This is a genomic window from Thiemannella venezuelensis, assembly GCF_014203605.1.
Classification (GTDB): Bacteria; Actinomycetota; Actinomycetes; order Streptosporangiales; family Streptosporangiaceae; genus Planomonospora_A; species Planomonospora_A venezuelensis.
Genome location: NZ_JACHJJ010000005.1, coordinates 268,697 through 285,221, shown reverse-complemented (window position 1 = coordinate 285,221; position 16,525 = coordinate 268,697). Strand labels below are relative to the sequence as shown.

Below are 16,525 nucleotides of genomic sequence, written 5' to 3'. Positions count from 1 at the left end.
CCGTCGAATGGTGTGTAACCATCTACTTACTATGGAGAGCATCGACGACATCGTGGTCCAGCCCCCGCACACCGCGACCTGGCTGGTGCACATCGACCGTTCCATGTGGATAGGCGGAGTCCGGGGCCTGATGCTCCAGGCACTGCACCCCCTCGCGATGCGGGGCGTCTGGCAGAACTCCAACTTCCAGGAGGACCCGTTCGGACGGCTGCGCCGTACCGCCGACTTCGTGGGCCGGGTGACCTTCGGCAGCCCGGCGGAGGCCGACGAGATCGGCCGCAGGGTCCGGGGCATCCACCGGACCCTGCGCATCGACGATCCCGACACCGGACGGATCCACCGCGTGGACGACCCGGAGCTCCTGCTCTGGGTGCACTGCGCCGAGGTCTCGTCCTACCTGTCGGTGGCGCGCCGGGCGGGCCTCGGGCTGACCGACCGCCAGGCGGACCGCTACCTGGCCGAGCAGCGCCGCAGCGCCTCCTACGTGGGCCTGCACGCGGAGGACGTGCCGGGCTCGCTCGCCGAGATGGACGCCTACTTCACACAGGTCAGGCCCAGGCTGAAGGTCACCCCCGAGGCCGCCGCCACCGTCCGCTTCCTCCTGTGGCCGCGCCTGCCCGCCGAGCTGCGCATGCTCAACCCCGGCAAACCGGCCTACTTCCCGTTCGGCGCGCTGTGCTACTACTCGCTGCCGCACTGGGCCAGGCGGTTGTACGGCGTGCTGCCCGAGGTGCCGCGCGCCACGGTGACCGCGGCGCTGAGGGCGTTCCGGCTGGGCATGAACTCGGTCCCCGAGCCCGTCCACGACCGCGCGTTCATGCCGTACACCCGCGAGATGCTCGCCGCGTCGCGGGAGCGGCTGGAGGCGGCCGGCTACGACGTGAGCCGGGGGCTCAAGGGCCTGACCGACCCCCGCCGCTGGCCCGCGGGCGCCGCGAAGGCCGCTTGACCCGGGCACGCCGGGGGACCCCCGGAGGGGCCCCTCAACCGGCCAGGCCGTCCCAGGGAGCCTTGTCGGGGGCCGCGGCCTGACCGTCGGGGCAGTGGCGGCGGAAGTCGCACCAGGAGCAGAGCGGACCGGTGCGCGGCGCGAAGAGCGCGTCGATCTCCGGCGGGACGGCCGGCGGCACCCGGTCGGCGCCCGGGCCGCCCGCCGCACCGGATCTCGGGCGGGAGCCCCCCGCCCCGCCGGAGTCCCGGCCCGCGGCGCCGGCCCAGGCCCGGTAGCCCTCGTCGGCCTCGGCGGCCTCGCTCCCGATCTCCTCGGCGCGGCCCAGGTGTCGGGCGAGGGACTCGTCGGTGTGCTCCCACGCCGTGACCGAGCCGCTCGGCAGGTGGTGCAGCTCCACCCTCCGGCACGGGCGGCGCAGCATGCGGGCGGAGGCGATGGCGTAGACGGCCAGCGCCAGCGAGGACCTGGCGTCGTCGTCGACCGGCGGGCGGCGCCCGGTCTTGTAGTCCACCACGACCAGTTCCCCGCCCCGCCGGTCGAGCCGGTCGACCCGGCCGGACAGGGCCAGGACGGAGGTCCGGGTCGCCACGGTCCGCTCGACGCCGACGGGCTCGTCGGAGGGGTCGAGGGTCGCGGCGTACCCGGAGACCATCTCCCGCGCCCGGTCGCGCCAGGCGGACGACTGCTCGGCGTCGCGGAACCCGTCGCCGATCCACCCGTTCGCGAGCAGGACGCCCGCCACCGCCGGAGTGCGCCGGTCGTACGGCTCCCGCCACCAGGCGGCCAGGGCGTTGTGCACGCTCACGCCCACGCTGTTGTGCGCCCACCGCGGCCCCCGCTGCGGGGCCGGCCGGTCCAGGTAGGTGAACCGGTAGCGCCGGGGGCAGTCCAGCCAGGTGTTCAACCGCGACGGCGTGCATGCGTACAGCCGCCGCGGCATTCCCTCCAGGGGGAGCTGGTCCATCGAGGGCTAGTCGCCGTCGGTGTTCAGCCGGATCCCCGCGGCGCGCGTCCCGTCGGTCAGCGGGCCCTCGTCCGCGGCGGCGGAGCCGCCGGTCAGCGAGCCGGACAGCCAGGAGTCGAACTTCGGCTCCAGCTCGCCGATGACCGTCTCCTCGCCGTGCGCGGGCAGCACGCGGGTGCTGTGGCGCAGGGTGAACAGCCGCCCGCCGATCGTGGAGAGCTGGTCGGCCAGGGCGGGGTACTCGCCCTCGAGCTTGCCGGGGCCGTCGGCCAGCAGCGTCTTGCCGGTGAAGACGGCGTCCAGGTCCTCGCTGTAGAGCGAGATGGAGCCGTGCGTGACGCCGGGGGTGGTCATGACCTCCAGCTCGACGTCGGCGACGGCGAACACGCCCTCGTCCTCCAGCTCGATGTCCGGCCAGGTGTCGGGCCAGGTCCGCCGCCACAGCGGCTTGTCCTTGGGATGCATGGCGACCACCGCCTCGTCCCGCGCCGCCACCTCGATGGCCGCGCCGACGTGGTCGGGCAGGCCGCTGGTGCAGATGACGGCGAGCACCTCCCGCTCGCCGACCTGCTCCAGGATCTTCTCCGCGTCACGCGCGGGGTCGATGACGATGACCTCCTCATCGTCACCCACGATCCAGGTGTTGCTCTCGACCTTGTGCTCGACGCCGTCGACATCGACGACGCCCTCGGTCACCACTCGCTCGATACGCGCTGTCACGACTCAGAACCTTACTGCCCCATTAACGGCGATGCTGCGCATCACGGCCCGTCCGGTCCCGGCGCATGTGCGGATGCCGGTCACCCGGTCGCGACGAGCGTGCGGACGGCGGTGATGATGAGCTGTACGGCGAGGGCCGACAGGAGCAGGCCCGCGATGCGGGTGACGAGTTCGATGCCGTTCTCCTTGATGACCCGGACGATCCCCACCGAGAACCGCATGAACACCCAGAGCAGGATGTGCACGGCCGCGATGGCCATGGCCAGGGCCAGGATGCCGCCGCTCTTGGCCTCCGCCTGCTGGGCGAAGACGATCGTCGCCACGATCGCGCCGGGCCCGGCGAGCAGGGGGGTGCCGAGCGGGACGAGCGCGACGTTCACGTTCGACTTCATGCTCCCGGCCGGCGGCTCGGTCTCCCCGGTCAGCAGCTGGAGGGCGACCAGCAGGAGCAGCAGGCCGCCCGCGATCTGCATGGCGGGCACCTCGACGTGCAGGTATCCGAGGATCGCCTGGCCGAACACCGCGAAGACCACGATGAGGCAGAACGCGACGATGGGCGCCTGCCAGGCGACCCTCCTGCGCTCCGCCGCCCCCCTGCCGCCGGTGTAGGCCAGGAAGAGGGGGATGACGCCGGGCGGGTCCATGATGACGAACATCGTGACGAACGCCTCGACGAAGAACTGGACATCGAACACGAATCCCCCCTGGGCCGGTCGGGGGGAGAGCAATGGAAGGTCAGCTTCCTCCGCCCAGGCGGGGGGAGAAGGCCCCGAAGGGCAGGTCGAACGCCTGACCGTCGTCGCGCAGGTCGCGCAGGGAGAGCTCGGACAGGACGATCAGGCAGCCCGCCTCGGCCGGCCAGGCGATCGCCCACAGCCAGTCTCCCAGGGCCTCGCCCGCGTAGACCGCCCGGTCGGGCGCGGCGTCCACGCACCAGAGCGCGGCCGGATGCCCCTTCACCTCGATCTTCGCGTGCGGGGGGCCGGCGCCGAACCCGTCTCCCGGGTCGGGGCCGTCCAGCCCGGCGAAGCCCGCACCGAGGCCCACCCCCGGCTCCTCCGCGATGAGAAGCAGGTCGGCCGGTCCCCGGGTGACGGAGGGGCCGGAGAGCGCGACCACCGTGGCCCGGCCGCCCGTGCGCTCGTCACCCGCCTCGGTGAAGCCGGTGACCAGCCAGCCCGGCGGGAGCGGCCACGGCAGCCAGACCGGGACGCGGGCGTTCCGGCTGACCGCCTCCACGGCGGCGGACGACGGCTGTCTCGGCGGCTGCAGCGGCAGGACGTCACCGTGCGGACCGCACCGCCAGGCGCTTGACCAAGCACTCGGCGGGCGGAGCGGCCCGAAACAGCGCGGGCAGGTAGGCGAGGCTCTCACGACTACCCACGGTGCGCTCCCAGCCACCCATGAGTCAAGGGTGCCACCCGTTATGCAGTCGTAATATTGTCTATGTGCGCGTAAATTGTGTGGGAGCGATCATTTTTGATGCATCTGGGCGGATGCTCCTTGTGCGCCGCGGCCGTCCTCCCGGAGCGGGACTCTGGTCCGTCCCCGGCGGCCGGGTCGAGCCCGGCGAGTCCGACGCCGAGGCGGTCGCCCGCGAGGTCCTGGAGGAGACCGGCCTGACGGTCGCGGTCGGCTCCCTGGCCGGCGTCGTGGACCGGCCGGGCCCCGGCGGCGCCGTCTACGAGATCCGCGACTACCTGGCCGAGGTCACCGGCGGCGCGCTCGCCGCCGGTGACGACGCCGCCGACGCCCGCTGGTTCGACCCCGGCGAGCTGCCGCGCCTGCCGCTCTCCCCCGGCCTCCTGGACGCCCTGGCCGGATGGGCGCTCATCGACCGGCCGCCAGGGTCGAACGCCACAGGATGAGGTGGTCGGCGTCGTAGGTGGTCGACCGGCCCAGGGCCACCACCTGGTCGCCGGAGACCGCCACCGCGCCGAGCGCCTGGGCGCCCTCACCGGCGAGCCGCCCCTGGGTGGGCGTGTGCCGCTGCCAGGACAGCCCGTCCTCGGACGTCCAGGCCGCACTGTCCCCGGCGCCGGGCTCGCCCTGCCAGCCCACCGCCACCACGCCCTCCGGGGTCGCCGCCAGGTCCTGCACGGCCGCCGCCCGGTCAGCCGGAAGCCAGGCCATCCGCCAGGTCGCCCCGTTGTCCCGGGAGACCGCGGCGAAGGCGCGGGGGCCCTGCCCGGTCTCCGCCACGCCCGCCGCGACCACCTGCCCGCCGTACGTGACCACGTGCCGCAGGTCCGCCGAGCTCGCCCCCTCGGGCAGGACGGGCTTGCGCGCGGTCCAGGTGACCCCGTCGGCCGAGACCCAGACCACGCCGGTCTCCCGCCCCGCCGTGCCGGAGCCTCCGACGGCCATGTAGCCGGAGGAGGTCGGCGAGACGTCGCGCAGGCGAACACCGGCGCCCCCGGAGGGGAGCCTGGCCACCCTGGTGTAGCGCTTCAGGTCGGCGGAGAACCACAGGACGGGGGTGACGGAGGCCGGCCCGCGCTCCTCGCCGGCCAGCACGTATCCGGAGCGGCCCGCCGCGACCGCGTGCGCGGCGAGGGAGTCGTGGCCGTCCCGGCGCCCGAGGGGGCCCATGACCGGGACCCGGCGCCAGTTCCGCCCGTCGGCCGAGGTGACGAGCAGGGGCTCGGTCGAGGCGACCCCGCTCATCGTGCCGCCCACGGCGAGCCAGCCCCTCCGGCCGTGCACGACGTCGCTGAGCGCCTGCCGGTACTCTCCGCCGAAGATCTGCGCGGGACCGCCGGCCCGCCACTCCGCGCCGTCCTCGCTGGTCCAGATCGCGGCGTCGCCCGAGGCCGTGCCGACCGCGACGAACCCGCCCTCCTCCGCCGCCGCCACCCTGGCCGTCTCCCGCGCCGCCCGGTTGAGGCCGGCGATCGCGTCCAGGTCGACCGGGCGCGCCTGGCCTCCCTTCGGCGCCGTGAGGAGGACGAGCCGGTTGTCCTCCCCCACGGCGCGCCTGTCGCCTCCGGCGACGAGCGTGCCCGCGTCGGAGATCGCCAGTGCCCGCAGCGTGCCGGACACCTCGCCGAGCTCGGTGGTCCCGGTCCAGTCGCGGCCGTCTCCGCTGGTGTAGACGGCGTAGCGCTCGGGGCCCGACTCCGCGACCGCGGCCACCCCGGCGGCGGAGGAGGCCAGGCGCCTGACGCCCGACCCCTGCGGGTCCAGCCCGGTGATGGTCCCGCACCGGTCCCAGGTGCCGCCGTTGGCGGAGCAGTAGACGCGGACTTCGCCCTTGGCGTCGCGCTGCTGGAGCGGGACGAGCACGAAGCCCCCGCCCTCCGCGGCCAGCGAGCCCGCCCGCGGGGTCACGCCGTCCAGCGGCTTCCCGGCCCGCAGCCAGGACCTGCCGCCGTCGCCCGAGCGCAGGACGACGGCGCCGGAGCCCCCCTCCGCCGGGTCGGCCAGCGCGACCACGGCGTCCCCCCGGGCCGCGACCGCCTGGAGGCCGCGCACGGACGCGCCGAGGTCGCGCGCCTCCACCCGGGTCCAGCTCCGCCCGTCCTGGGAGGTCCAGGCCGCGGCTCCGTAGGCGCCGTCGTCGAGGAAGGTGGCGCCGACCGCGACGAACCCGGAGGAGGTCCGGGCCAGGTCCATGATCTGGCCCCCGGTCTCGAAGGCCGTCAGCCCCCCGGGGTCCACCGCGGTCCACGACCGGCCGTCGGCGCTGGTCCACAGCCCGGGCGCGGTGGTGAACGGCTCGGTCCCGACGGCCAGCCAGCGGCCGTCGCCGCCCGCCACCAGGCCGACGGTGGTCGGCGCGCCCTCCCGCCCCACCGGTCCGGTGACCTCCCCCAGCCCCCAGGTCGCGCCCTCGTCCTGCGAGACCAGGAAGAGCGGCCGGGGAACGGGGCTGGTGGTGTCGCTGCCGACCGCGACCGTGGTGGAGCCGACCGAGGCGATGTCGTTGAGCACCTGGTTGGACCCGTCGCCGTGCCCGGCGATCGGGGAGACGAAGGCCGTGTCCCCGAGCCGGAAGTCGTCCCCGACCAGGCGCAGGCCCGTGGCGAACGGGCTGCTCACCCAGCCCCACAGCACCAGGCCTCCGCCGACCGCGGCGGTCAGCACGAGCACCATCAGGAAGGGGATGACCAGTCCCCGGCCGCGCCTGCTCCGCGCCGGGCTGGAACGGCGCACGGCCGAGGGCGCCGTGGCCGAGCGGTGGTGCCGCCCGCCGTTGGGACCGCGCCTGCGCGGCGGCCCCTGGGCCACCAGGAGGTCCGGCCGCGCCGGACGGCCGCCGGGCGGCCGCCCGACGCGCCGCACCGGCTCGAAGTCGTCCTGCTCGTGCGGGTCGTCCGGCCCGTCCTGCGCGTACGGCGCGGGCGGCTCGTCCCGGTCGTGCGCCGGGGGCGGCCCGTCCCCCTCGCGCCGGAGCCCGTACGGCGCGCGCGGTCCGTCCCGCCGCTCCTCCGGCTCCGCGGGAGCGGGCGCGGCGGGCGGCCCGGGCGCCGGTTCCGGTGCCCGGATCGGCCACACGAGTTCGGCGTCCGGCGGGCGCACGGGTCCGCGCACCGGTCCGGGTTCCCGTACCGGCCCGGAACCGCTCACCGGCCCGGGGTCCCGTACCGGCTCGGATCCCGCCGGAACCGCGGGATCCCCGGGCACCGCCCGCACAGGGGCACCGGGCCCTCCCGGTGGCCCCGAGGCGACCAGCAGGTCCGGCCGGTTCACCGCCCTGCGGCGCAGCCCCGGCGCGGCGGCGGGGGCCTCCGGCTGCGCGGGCGTCCCGGCGGAGGTTCCGGCGTCGTCCGGGGCACCGGACGGCCCAGAGGAGGACGGGTCGGACGAGGACGGGTCGGACGAGGACGGGTCGGAGTCGGCGCGGGCGGGCGGTTCGGAACCGCCCGGACCGGCGGGGGCCGGGAGCCGGGGGCCGTACGGCTGGGTGTAGGGGCGGCGGCGTTCGCCGGGGGACCGGGGAGGGTCCTCGTCGTCCGGGGCGGGGGCCGCGAAGGGCGGGGACATCCAGGGCGAGGACAGGGGCAGACCCCGGGTGCGGTCGTCCGAGGGACCGGGCGGGGTGTGCTGGATCGTCGGCGGGGGCTCCTGCGGCTCCTGGGACCGGGGCGGCCGTGCCGTGCCGTCGGGCACGCCGTCGTCGTCCGGCGGCCATTCTCGCGAGCGCGGGTCGTGAGGGCCCGAGGCCACGCTCAGCACCTCCTCGCAGGAAGCCTACGCGTCCGGAGTCCCTGACGTCCGGACCGTTCCACTCGTCCCATGGCGATCGACCGCAATCCCCTGCGGGAACGGCGAATCCCAGGCGACCCTACTACTACCCGTCCCGTCGAAACGATCACCTCCGTGATCCGGACTCCTGCGGCAGGCCGTACACCTTCCAGATCAACACGCCGGGACCGCTCTGGCGAGACCTCTCTAGTGAGATTCATCAACTCGACATCTGATTTATCACTTGTTACAGCGATAAATCCGAGTCATCGCGTCCGGAGATCCTGTCCGGCACCCCGCCCGGACGGGACCCGATCCGCCGTCAGGGGAAAACCGGAGAAGAACGCCCTGTGCGGATTACTTCACAGACGTCCCGGCCGGTGGGACCTTTCATGGGGGGCAGGAAGAAATCCAACCCCAGGGAGCAGATCATGAAACGGCTGGGGCCCGTTCTCACGCTGGCCGTCGGCGCGGTGATGACCGTCGCGCTCGGCGCGCTCAGCGCCACCACCTCACCGACGACACAGGACGCCGCCCAGGGTGGGCCCGCCCCGGTGGCCGAGGCCACCTCGGAGGCCTCGGCGTCGCCCGCACCGTCCAAGACCGCCAAGCCCGTACCGGCCAAGGCCGACTACGCGGGCCGGGTCCGGGGCAACGGCGGACTCATCGCCATCTCCATCCGCAACGGCAAGGCCGTCGGCTACTTCTGCGACGGCAGGATCGAGGCCTGGCTCAAGGGCAAGGCCGCCGACGGCCGGGTCACCCTCTCCGGCCCGGGCGGCGCCTCCGTCGAGGCGAAGCTCGGCGGCGGCAGGGCGGCCGGGACGCTGGAGTTCGGCGCCGAGCAGTGGGACTTCGCCGCGCCCACCGTCAAGAAGCCCTCCGGTCTCTACCGGGCCAGCGCGATCGTCCGCGGCGCGCAGGTCCGGGCGGGCTGGATCTACCTCGACGACGGCAGCAGGGTCGGCCTGGCCCTCGTCGACGGCGAGCCCGCCGAGGTCGCGATCCCCGAACCGGGCGAGAACGCGACCGTCAACGGCGAAGAGGTCGACCCCAAGGACGTCGACGAGTTCATCGGGGAGATCTCGTGAGCGAGCGAATCGACGGGCGCGGCGCGTTCACGGACGCGAACTCCGGAGGAGATCCCATGAGCGACATGAACGACACGCAGGTCTCCCGGCTCCCGCAGCGGCAGAACCTCGCCCCGCTGCTCGTCCCGCTCGTCGTGGGCGGGCTGGTCGCGGTCGCGCTGGGCCTGTACGGGCGCGTCCACGCGCCCACCGGCTACGCGGTCGGCCCGGCCGGGTTCTCCGGGCCGCTGGCCATGAAGTCCTGGCTCACCACCGGCGCGTTCCTGCTCGCACTGGTCCAGGTCTTCTCCGCCCTGGTGATGTGGGGCAAGATCAAGATGGACGTCCCGTGGATCGGCACCCTGCACCGCTGGTCGGGCCGGATCGCGTTCGTCCTGACGATCCCGGTGGCGTTCCACTGCCTGTACGCGCTCGGCGCCCAGTTCGACGTGGCGCGCGTGATGGTCCACTCGCTGCTGGGCTGCTTCTTCTACGGCGTGTTCACCGCGAAGATGCTGGCCCTGCCCAGGCGCGGGCTGCCCGGCTGGACGCTCCCGCTGCTCGGCGGGCTGGCGTTCACCGCGCTGACCGGCCTCTGGCTGACCTCGTCGTTGTGGTTCTTCACCACGATCGGGGTCAAGCTGTAGACCGGCGTCAGGCGGTGGGCGGAGTGAAGGCGCTGGTGCGGGGGAGACCGGCGGCACGGCCCTTGGCCGCGACCACCAGCGCCATCTTCCGCGACGCCTCGTCGATCATCTCGTCGCCGAGCATGACCGCGCCGCGCCTCTCCACCGTCGTGTAGTACGCGTACGCGTCCAGGATGAGCTCGGCGTGGTCGTAGTCCTCCTGCGACGGCGAGAACACCTCGTTGGCCGCCTCCACCTGCGTCGGGTGGAGCACCCACTTGCCGTCGAACCCGAGGGCCGCCGAGCGCCCGGCCACCCGGCGGTAGCCGTCCAGGTCCTTGATCGCGAGGTACGGCCCGTCGATGGCCTGCAGGTCGTGCATGCGGGCGGCCATCAGGATCCGCATGAGGATGTAGTGGTAGGCGTCGCCCTCGGTGTAGCCGGGCGGCTGCTCGCCCACCACCAGGGTCCGCATGTTGATCGAGGCCATGAAGTCGGCGGGACCGAAGACCAGCGTCTCCAGGCGGGGCGAGGCCCCGGCGATGGCGTCCACGTTGACCAGCCCGCGGGCGTTCTCGATCTGCGCCTCGATGCCGATCCGGCCCACCGGCAGCCCGTTGGCCTTCTCGATCTGGGTGAGCAGCGTGTCCAGCCAGACCACCTGGGCGGCGTCCTCGACCTTGGGCAGCATCAGGCAGTCGAGGAACTCCCCCGCGCCCTCCACGACCTCGATGACGTCCCGGTAGGTCCACTGCGTGCCGAGGTCGTTGACCCGCACGACCCGTACCTTGCCCGACCAGTCGCCCTCGCGCAGGGCGGCCACGATGTTCCTGCGCGCGCTCTCCTTGGCGAGCGGCGCGACGGAGTCCTCCAGGTCGAGGAAGACCTCGTCGGCCGCCAGGCCCTGGGCCTTCTCCAGGAAGCGGGGGCTGCTGCCGGGGACCGCGAGGCACGAACGTCGGGAGCGCATGGCCACACCGTAGCGGGCGCTCGGCCCGGACCGGCGGGCCGGTCCCGTTCCGCCGCCGTCCCCTGCCGCGGACGTGCCTCTATGGCGGTCATACAAAGTCTCGTCCTCGTTCTTGGCACACCCCTTGAGCGGATCGGTGATGGAATGTCCGAATAATGAGCACGACGCATCGGTAAAGGGAGAGATAAACGATGGCAAACGCTTCCTCGGCGGCCCGGCCCGCCGTACTGTCCGACCTCATCCCCGGCACCTGGGTCCGCGACGTCGCGCTCGTCGCCGGCGGCGCCGCGCTGACCGGCCTGGCCGCGCAGCTCAGTTTCCCGATCCCCGGCTCTCCGGTCCCCTTCACCGGACAGACCTTCGCGGTCCTGCTGGTCGGCGCGGCCCTCGGGATGAACCGCGCCGCGCTGAGCATGGCCGTGTACGTGCTCGCCGGAGTCGCGGGTGTGCCGTGGTTCGCGGAGGGCACCTCGGGCTTCGTCGGCGCGACCTTCGGCTACCTGCTCGGCTTCGTCGCCGCCGGCATCCTCGTGGGCAGGCTCGCCGAGCGGGGCGGCGACCGCACCGTCGCCCGCACGGTCGGCACGATGGTCCTGGGCAACCTGGCCATCTACGCCTTCGGCCTGCCGGTCCTCATCGCCGTCGCCAGGATGGACCTGGGCACCGCCCTGGTGACGGGCGCGGGCCAGTTCGTCGTGACCGACGCGATCAAGATCGCCGTCGCCGCCGGGCTGCTCCCGGCGGCCTGGAAGCTCGCCCGCCGCTGACCCGCGATCCCGTACGGCCCGCGCCCCGGACTCCCGGAGGCGCGGGCCGTACAGTCGTCTCATGAGCGTGATCGAAGAGGGCGCCAAGAAGTCGGGCATCCTGTGGCTCGCACTGGACCGGCCCCGGCTGGCCTGGCACACCTGGCACGACGGCGCGATCTACGTGGTGACCGGCGGCGGCGAGCAGGAGCTCCCCGGGCTGGCCGGCTCCGAGCGGGTCGAGGTGACGCTGCGGAGCAAGGACAACGGCGGGCGGCTGGTCGTCTTCGACGCCTCCGTCGAGGTGGTGGACCAGGCCGCGCACGCCGAGGCGGTGGCCGCGCTCGCCAAGGACCGGCTCAACGCCGCCGACGGAGCGGGCCTGACGGAGCGCTGGGCCGCCGGGTCCCAGGTGGTACGGCTCACGCCCCGGACCCCGGCCGCCTGACCCCGGCCACCTGACCCCGGCTGCCTGACCCCGCGCCCTCCCGCCGGGCCCGGCCCCGCCTCACGCCACGGGAACCGGCGCCCCCGCCTCCCTGACGGGTGCGGGCAGGTCCGCCGTGGCCCGCTGGGCGAGGTAGGCGCCGACCAGAACGATCAGGCCGCCGGCGATCTGGAAGACGCCCAGCGCCTCCCCGAGCAGGACCCAGGCGACCACCGCCCCGGCGATGACCTCCAGCGAGGCGACCGTGGAGCCGACCGCCGCCGAGAGGCGGCGGACCGCGGTGACGCCGAGGATGTAGGCGACGACCGTGGCGACCAGGATCATCCAGAGCGCGGCCCCCAGCACCGGCAGGGCGTACCCGCCCTCGGGGGTGACGGTCCGGGTGAGCGCCCGCCACGGGACGTCCCACGGCCGGGAGACCGGGACGAGCACGGCGGCCGCCCCGAGCAGGCCCCAGGCGATCAGGCCGAGCGGGTCGATGTCGTCGCCGAAGCCGTCGCTGAGCAGGAAGTAGCCGGCGCAGCACGCCGCCGCGCCGAAGGCGAGCAGCAGGCCGAACGGGTCCAGGCTCAGGCCCGACCAGACCTCCACCACGATGCCGAGGCCGACGACCGCGACCACGGCCCCGGTGAACGCCGCGCGCGGCAGCCGTACCCGGCGGACGAACCGCACCCAGAGCACGACGAGCACCGGCGAGGTGAACTCGATCAGCAGGGTGACGCCGACCGGCAGCCTGGTGATGGCGGCGAAGTAGAGCGCCTGCACCCCCGCCACCGCGACCACCGCGTAGGCCAGGAAGAACGGCAGCCGCGCACGGGGGATGCGCAGCGCCCGGGGCCTGACCACCGCCAGGATGCCGACGAGCAGCAGGCCCGCACCGGCCATCCTGACCCAGACCGACTCCAGCGGCGCGAGCCCGGCCGCGGCGAGGTACTTGGCCATCGGCCCGGAGAAGGCGAAACACCAGGACGACGCGAACGCGACCAGCAACCCCGACTGCCTCATATGACACCACCCATGTAACTACCGTTCGAGTCTTTTGATGCTGTCACGGCGGGGCAAGAACCAGCAAGGGGAGTCCGGCATATGGGCGTGCCGTGGGACTCTGTCCGGGCATACGGCCTACGCTTCAAATGTGAGGATCTTCATCGCCCGGCTCGCCGGCACCCCGGTCTTCGACCCGGCGGGCGACCAGATCGGCCGGCTGCGCGACGTCGTGGTCGCCGTCCCGGTCTCCGCACCGCCGCGGGTGCACGGGCTGGTGGTGGAGGTGCAGCCGCGCCGCCGGGTCTTCGTGCCGATCACCCGGGTGCTCTCCATCGAGGCGGGGTCGATCGTCTTCAGCGGCCGGGTCAACATGCGCAGGTTCGAGCAGCGGACCTCGGAGACCCTGGTCATCGGCGAGATGCTCGACCTGTCGGTGGAGACCGGCGGCGAGCGGATGACCGTGCTGGACCTGGCCATGGAGAAGACCAGGACCACGGAGTGGCTGATCACCAAGGTCGCGCTGGTCAAGGGCGGCTCGGGGCTGGGCCTGCGGCGGCGCGGCGCCAACCGGATCGTGGACTGGGACGAGGTCAGCGGCTTCGGCGCGGTGCAGAAGGACCAGGGCGCCGCCGCCCTGCTGGCCGCCTTCGAGACCGAGCGCGCCGCCGACCTGGCCAGCGCCCTGCACACGCTGTCCGACAAGCGCCGGGCCGAGGTCGCCGCCGCCCTGGACGACGTACGGCTCGCCGAGGTCCTGGAGGAGCTCCCCGAGCCCGACCAGATCGGCATCCTCAGCCGCCTCGAACCGGAACGGGCCGCCGACGTGCTGGAGGAGATGGACCCCGACGACGCGGCCGACCTGCTCCAGGACCTTCCCGCCGAGCAGGCCGAGGCGCTGATGGCGCTGATGGAGCCCGAGGAGGCGGCGCCGGTCCGCCGGCTGCTGATCTACCCGGAGAACACCGCGGGCGGCATCATGACGTCCGAGCCGATCATCCTGCCGCCGAGCGCCACCGTCGCCGAGGCCCTGGCCCACATCCGCCAGCAGGACCACATCCCGGCCGTGGCCACCCAGGTCTACGTGTCCCGGCCGCCCGTCGAGACGCCCACCGGCAGGTTCCTCGGCCTGGTCCACTTCCAGCGCCTGCTGCGCGAGCCCCCGTCCACCCTGCTGGGCACGGTCATGGACGACTCGCTCGATCCGATCCGGCCCGACCTCACCCTCAGACAGGTGAGCTCGTACCTGGCCAACTACGACCTGGTCGCGGTGCCCGTGGTGGACGGGGCGGGCCGGCTGGTCGGCGCGGTCACCGTGGACGACGTACTCGACCACCTGCTCCCCGGAGACTGGCGGGAGCACGAGGACAACGGCGCAGAAGGAGCGTGATCATGAGCATGACCGACCGGCTCGACCAGCCGAGGGAACTGGGCCTGCGCCTGCGCCCGTCCTACGACCGCGAGGCGTTCGGACGCCTGTCGGAACGCATCGCCCGGTTCCTCGGCACCGCCAGGTTCCTCGTCTACATGACCGGGTTCGTCGCCGTCTGGATCCTGTGGAACATCTTCGCCCCGGCGGGCTGGCGCTTCGACCCCTACCCGTTCATCTTCCTCACGCTCATGCTCTCGCTCCAGGCCTCCTACGCCGCCCCGCTGATCCTGCTCGCCCAGAACCGCCAGGACGACCGGGACCGGATCCAGAACGAGCACGACCGCCGGGCCGCCGAGCGGAACCAGGCCGACGTCGAGTACCTGACCCGGGAGATCGCGGCCCTGCGCATCGCCCTCGGCGAGGTGGCCACCCGCGACTACATCCGCTCGGAGCTCCAGCACCTCCAGGAGGAGCTGCGGGACGACTACGACGCGGCCTTCCGGGCCGGCGGAACCCGCTGAGCGCGGCCACGCGCACCGCGGCGGAACCCAGCCGAGCACGGCCCCGGCCGGCGGGACCCCGCCGAAGCCGCGGCGGCGTCACCGGGAGGTCACTCGGCCTCGGGGAACAGCTTGGTGAGCATGGAGGCGCACTGGCGGAGCTCGTCGCCGTCGAGGACGTCGAGGAAGCGGTCCCGGATGCCGCGCAGGTAGGTGGGGGTCGCCTCGGCCAGGCGCAGGGCGCCCGCGTCGGTGAGGACCGCGAACAGCCCGCGGGCGTCGCTGGTGCAGGCCTCGCGCTCGACCAGGCCGTCGCGCTGGAGCCGGTCGATGAGCCGGGTCAGGCCGCTGCGTGAGAGCAGCACCCGCTCGGCCAGGTCGTTCATCCGCAGCCGCCGGTCCGGGGACTCCGACAGTTGCGTGAGCACGTCGTAGGAGGCCAGGGCCAGGTCGTGCTCGACCAGCAGATCCGCCTCCAGCAGCCGGGTGATGCGCACCTGGGCCCGCTGGAGCATGCGCCAGACCACCAGCTCCTCGGAGCTGATGGTCCCTCTTGACTCGCTCGCCGTCAGGGTCACGAAGTAACCTTAGGACGTTGCACGCGCATCTACACAATGAATTGTCCGGATCCGGCTCACTTGGGCGGCTACCGGAATTCATCGCACTCCCCCTGGGTTCTTACCATGGACTCACCCGTGGAACTCCTGGACGACAACAGACAAGGAGGGACGGCAACCCCCGTCGCCCTCAAGGTGGCGGTCTGATGCCGACACTTCGATGGCACCTACCCCGGAACTCGTGACGGCCGCCCTCGCGACCGTCAACGACCCTGAGATCCGTCGGCCGATCACCGAGCTCGACATGGTCAAGAGCGTCGACATCTCCGCCGAAGGGGTGGTGCGCGTCGGCATCTACCTCACGGTGGCGGGCTGTCCCATGAAGGACACCATCACGCGTGACGTCACCGGCGCGATCTCCAAGATCGACGGCGTGACCGGCGTCCAGATCGAGATGGACGTCATGAGCGCCGAGCAGCGCAAGACGCTCCAGACCAAGCTGCGCGGCGACCGCGGGCCGGAGAAGGAGATCCCGTTCGCCAAGGCCGGCTCGCTGACCCGCGTCTTCGCGGTCGCGTCGGGCAAGGGCGGTGTCGGCAAGTCCTCCGTCACGGTGAACCTCGCCGCCGCCATGGCGTCCAGCGGCCTGAAGGTCGGCGTCGTCGACGCCGACATCTACGGCCACAGCATCCCCCGCATGCTCGGCGTCTCCGAGCGGCCCACCAAGGTCGAAGACATGATCATGCCCCCGGTGGCGCATGACATCAAGGTCATCTCGGTGGGCATGTTCAAGCCCGAGGGCAACACCCCGGTCGTCTGGCGCGGCCCCATGCTGGACCGCGCGCTGCACCAGTTCCTCGCCGACGTCTACTGGGGCGACCTCGACGTCCTGCTGATGGACCTGCCCCCGGGCACCGGCGACATCGCGATCTCGGTCGCGCAGCGCATGCCGTCCGCGGAGATCCTCGTGGTGACCACCCCGCAGCAGGCCGCCGCCGAGGTCGCCGAACGCGCCGGGTCGATCGCCGCCCAGACCCACCAGCAGATCGCCGGCGTCATCGAGAACATGGCCTGGATGGCCTGCCCGCACTGCGACGACCGGATCCCGGTCTTCGGCGAGGGCGGGGGCCAGACCGTGGCCGACGCGCTCACCCGCACGCTCGGCGCCCGCGTGCCGCTGCTCGGCCAGGTCCCGATCGACATGCGGCTGCGCGAGGGCGGCGACGAGGGCAAGCCGCTCGTGCTCACCGACCCCGACGCCCCCGCCGCGGCCGAACTGCGCCGCATCGCCGCGGGCCTGAGCAAGAAGTCGGCCAGCCTCAAGGGCATGCAGCTGGGGATCTCCCCCACCCGCGGCCGCTAGGCCCCGGGAGGCTCCGCCCGGGAAAAACAGAGCAGAGGCGCTCCCCTGAGGGGGCGCCTCTGCGCG

17 protein-coding genes are annotated in these 16,525 nt (G+C 73.3%); 9 read left to right on the top strand and 8 right to left on the bottom strand.

Translation table 11 applies throughout. The annotated features are described in order from the left end of the window. The first annotated feature begins 31 nt into the window (after positions 1-31). Complete coding sequence (locus FHS22_RS10830; RefSeq protein WP_184940657.1) at positions 32-949, top strand: oxygenase MpaB family protein; 918 nt, start codon at positions 32-34, stop codon at positions 947-949. A gap of 34 nt (positions 950-983) precedes the next feature. Here FHS22_RS10830 and FHS22_RS10825 read toward each other — a convergent pair whose 3' ends face one another. The 4 genes from FHS22_RS10825 to FHS22_RS10810 all read right to left on the bottom strand — a co-directional run bounded on the left by FHS22_RS10825 (position 984) and on the right by FHS22_RS10810 (position 4,010). After that, positions 984-1,916, bottom strand: coding sequence for a RecB family exonuclease (locus tag FHS22_RS10825; RefSeq protein WP_184940655.1), 933 nt, complete (start codon positions 1,914-1,916; stop codon positions 984-986). 6 nt (positions 1,917-1,922) lie between these two features. Beyond that, positions 1,923-2,636 (bottom strand): MBL fold metallo-hydrolase, encoded by a 714-nt coding sequence (locus FHS22_RS10820; protein ID WP_184940653.1) that lies wholly within the window; start codon positions 2,634-2,636, stop codon positions 1,923-1,925. Positions 2,637-2,716: 80 nt separating this feature from the next. Next, the gene (locus FHS22_RS10815; protein WP_184940651.1) at positions 2,717-3,331 is read right to left on the bottom strand and encodes a MarC family protein; all 615 of its coding nucleotides are present in this window, start codon (positions 3,329-3,331) and stop codon (positions 2,717-2,719) included. Between the two features lie 40 nt (positions 3,332-3,371). Beyond that, entirely contained in the window at positions 3,372-4,010 is a 639-nt protein-coding gene (locus tag FHS22_RS10810) for a DUF6758 family protein (RefSeq protein WP_184940649.1), read from the bottom strand. Positions 4,011-4,039: 29 nt separating this feature from the next. Between FHS22_RS10810 and FHS22_RS10805 the strand changes: the two genes are divergently transcribed. Further along, positions 4,040-4,504: an NUDIX hydrolase gene (locus tag FHS22_RS10805; RefSeq protein WP_184940647.1), complete on the top strand. Its 465-nt coding sequence runs from the start codon at positions 4,040-4,042 to the stop codon at positions 4,502-4,504. On the opposite strand, the gene FHS22_RS10800 is transcribed toward FHS22_RS10805, so the two are convergent. Beyond that, complete coding sequence (locus FHS22_RS10800) at positions 4,467-7,805, bottom strand: sialidase family protein (RefSeq protein ID WP_184940645.1); 3,339 nt, start codon at positions 7,803-7,805, stop codon at positions 4,467-4,469. The two genes, FHS22_RS10805 and FHS22_RS10800, sit on opposite strands and share 38 nt — an antisense overlap. 449 nt (positions 7,806-8,254) lie before the next feature. Here FHS22_RS10800 and FHS22_RS10795 point away from each other — a divergent pair, with 449 nt between their 5' ends. Both FHS22_RS10795 and FHS22_RS10790 read left to right on the top strand, forming a co-directional pair. Further along, entirely contained in the window at positions 8,255-8,914 is a 660-nt protein-coding gene (locus tag FHS22_RS10795) for a hypothetical protein (RefSeq protein ID WP_184940644.1), read from the top strand. Between the two features lie 56 nt (positions 8,915-8,970). Further along, on the top strand, positions 8,971-9,540 hold the full coding sequence (locus tag FHS22_RS10790; RefSeq protein ID WP_260407832.1) for a DUF6529 family protein: 570 nt from the start codon (positions 8,971-8,973) through the stop codon (positions 9,538-9,540). A 7-nt stretch (positions 9,541-9,547) separates the two neighbouring features. On the opposite strand, the gene FHS22_RS10785 is transcribed toward FHS22_RS10790, so the two are convergent. Beyond that, complete coding sequence (locus FHS22_RS10785) at positions 9,548-10,489, bottom strand: HpcH/HpaI aldolase/citrate lyase family protein (RefSeq protein ID WP_184940642.1); 942 nt, start codon at positions 10,487-10,489, stop codon at positions 9,548-9,550. A 191-nt stretch (positions 10,490-10,680) separates the two neighbouring features. Between FHS22_RS10785 and FHS22_RS10780 the strand changes: the two genes are divergently transcribed. Beyond that, positions 10,681-11,256 carry a biotin transporter BioY gene (locus FHS22_RS10780; RefSeq protein ID WP_184940640.1) on the top strand — a complete coding sequence of 192 codons (576 nt, stop codon included), beginning with the start codon at positions 10,681-10,683 and terminating at the stop codon, positions 11,254-11,256. Between the two features lie 61 nt (positions 11,257-11,317). Further along, the gene (locus FHS22_RS10775; protein WP_184940639.1) at positions 11,318-11,683 is read left to right on the top strand and encodes a hypothetical protein; all 366 of its coding nucleotides are present in this window, start codon (positions 11,318-11,320) and stop codon (positions 11,681-11,683) included. A gap of 60 nt (positions 11,684-11,743) precedes the next feature. Here the strand turns inward: FHS22_RS10775 and FHS22_RS10770 are convergent, their stop codons facing one another. Continuing rightward, positions 11,744-12,688, bottom strand: a complete 945-nt coding sequence (locus FHS22_RS10770; RefSeq protein ID WP_184940637.1) for an EamA family transporter — start codon at positions 12,686-12,688, stop codon at positions 11,744-11,746. Positions 12,689-12,818: 130 nt separating this feature from the next. On the opposite strand from FHS22_RS10770, the gene FHS22_RS10765 reads away from it, so the two are divergent. Together FHS22_RS10765 and FHS22_RS10760 are read left to right on the top strand one after the other, a co-directional pair. Next, positions 12,819-14,057 (top strand): magnesium transporter MgtE N-terminal domain-containing protein, encoded by a 1,239-nt coding sequence (locus FHS22_RS10765; RefSeq protein ID WP_338047700.1) that lies wholly within the window; start codon positions 12,819-12,821, stop codon positions 14,055-14,057. Between the two features lie 8 nt (positions 14,058-14,065). Beyond that, on the top strand, positions 14,066-14,560 hold the full coding sequence (locus FHS22_RS10760) for a DUF1003 domain-containing protein (protein WP_184940780.1): 495 nt from the start codon (positions 14,066-14,068) through the stop codon (positions 14,558-14,560). Between the two features lie 89 nt (positions 14,561-14,649). Here the strand turns inward: FHS22_RS10760 and FHS22_RS10755 are convergent, their stop codons facing one another. After that, complete coding sequence (locus FHS22_RS10755; RefSeq protein WP_338047699.1) at positions 14,650-15,117, bottom strand: MarR family winged helix-turn-helix transcriptional regulator; 468 nt, start codon at positions 15,115-15,117, stop codon at positions 14,650-14,652. A gap of 199 nt (positions 15,118-15,316) precedes the next feature. On the opposite strand from FHS22_RS10755, the gene FHS22_RS10750 reads away from it, so the two are divergent. Beyond that, positions 15,317-16,459, top strand: a complete 1,143-nt coding sequence (locus FHS22_RS10750; protein ID WP_184940633.1) for an Mrp/NBP35 family ATP-binding protein — start codon at positions 15,317-15,319, stop codon at positions 16,457-16,459. Positions 16,460-16,525 lie beyond the last annotated feature (66 nt).

Excerpts from the sequence above, each read along its gene's own strand:
- FHS22_RS10770 (WP_184940637.1), bottom strand. The coding sequence starts at position 12,688 with ATGAGGCAGTCGGGGTTGCTGGTCGCGTTCGCGTCGTCCTGGTGTTTC.
- FHS22_RS10825 (WP_184940655.1), bottom strand. The coding sequence starts at position 1,916 with ATGGACCAGCTCCCCCTGGAGGGAATGCCGCGGCGGCTGTACGCATGC.
- FHS22_RS10785 (WP_184940642.1), bottom strand. The coding sequence starts at position 10,489 with ATGCGCTCCCGACGTTCGTGCCTCGCGGTCCCCGGCAGCAGCCCCCGC.
- FHS22_RS10760 (WP_184940780.1), top strand. The coding sequence starts at position 14,066 with ATGACCGACCGGCTCGACCAGCCGAGGGAACTGGGCCTGCGCCTGCGC.
- FHS22_RS10750 (WP_184940633.1), top strand. The coding sequence starts at position 15,317 with ATGGCACCTACCCCGGAACTCGTGACGGCCGCCCTCGCGACCGTCAAC.
- FHS22_RS10780 (WP_184940640.1), top strand. The coding sequence starts at position 10,681 with ATGGCAAACGCTTCCTCGGCGGCCCGGCCCGCCGTACTGTCCGACCTC.
- FHS22_RS10775 (WP_184940639.1), top strand. The coding sequence starts at position 11,318 with ATGAGCGTGATCGAAGAGGGCGCCAAGAAGTCGGGCATCCTGTGGCTC.
- FHS22_RS10795 (WP_184940644.1), top strand. The coding sequence starts at position 8,255 with ATGAAACGGCTGGGGCCCGTTCTCACGCTGGCCGTCGGCGCGGTGATG.
- FHS22_RS10790 (WP_260407832.1), top strand. The coding sequence starts at position 8,971 with ATGAGCGACATGAACGACACGCAGGTCTCCCGGCTCCCGCAGCGGCAG.
- FHS22_RS10830 (WP_184940657.1), top strand. The coding sequence starts at position 32 with ATGGAGAGCATCGACGACATCGTGGTCCAGCCCCCGCACACCGCGACC.
- FHS22_RS10805 (WP_184940647.1), top strand. The coding sequence starts at position 4,040 with ATGAGTCAAGGGTGCCACCCGTTATGCAGTCGTAATATTGTCTATGTG.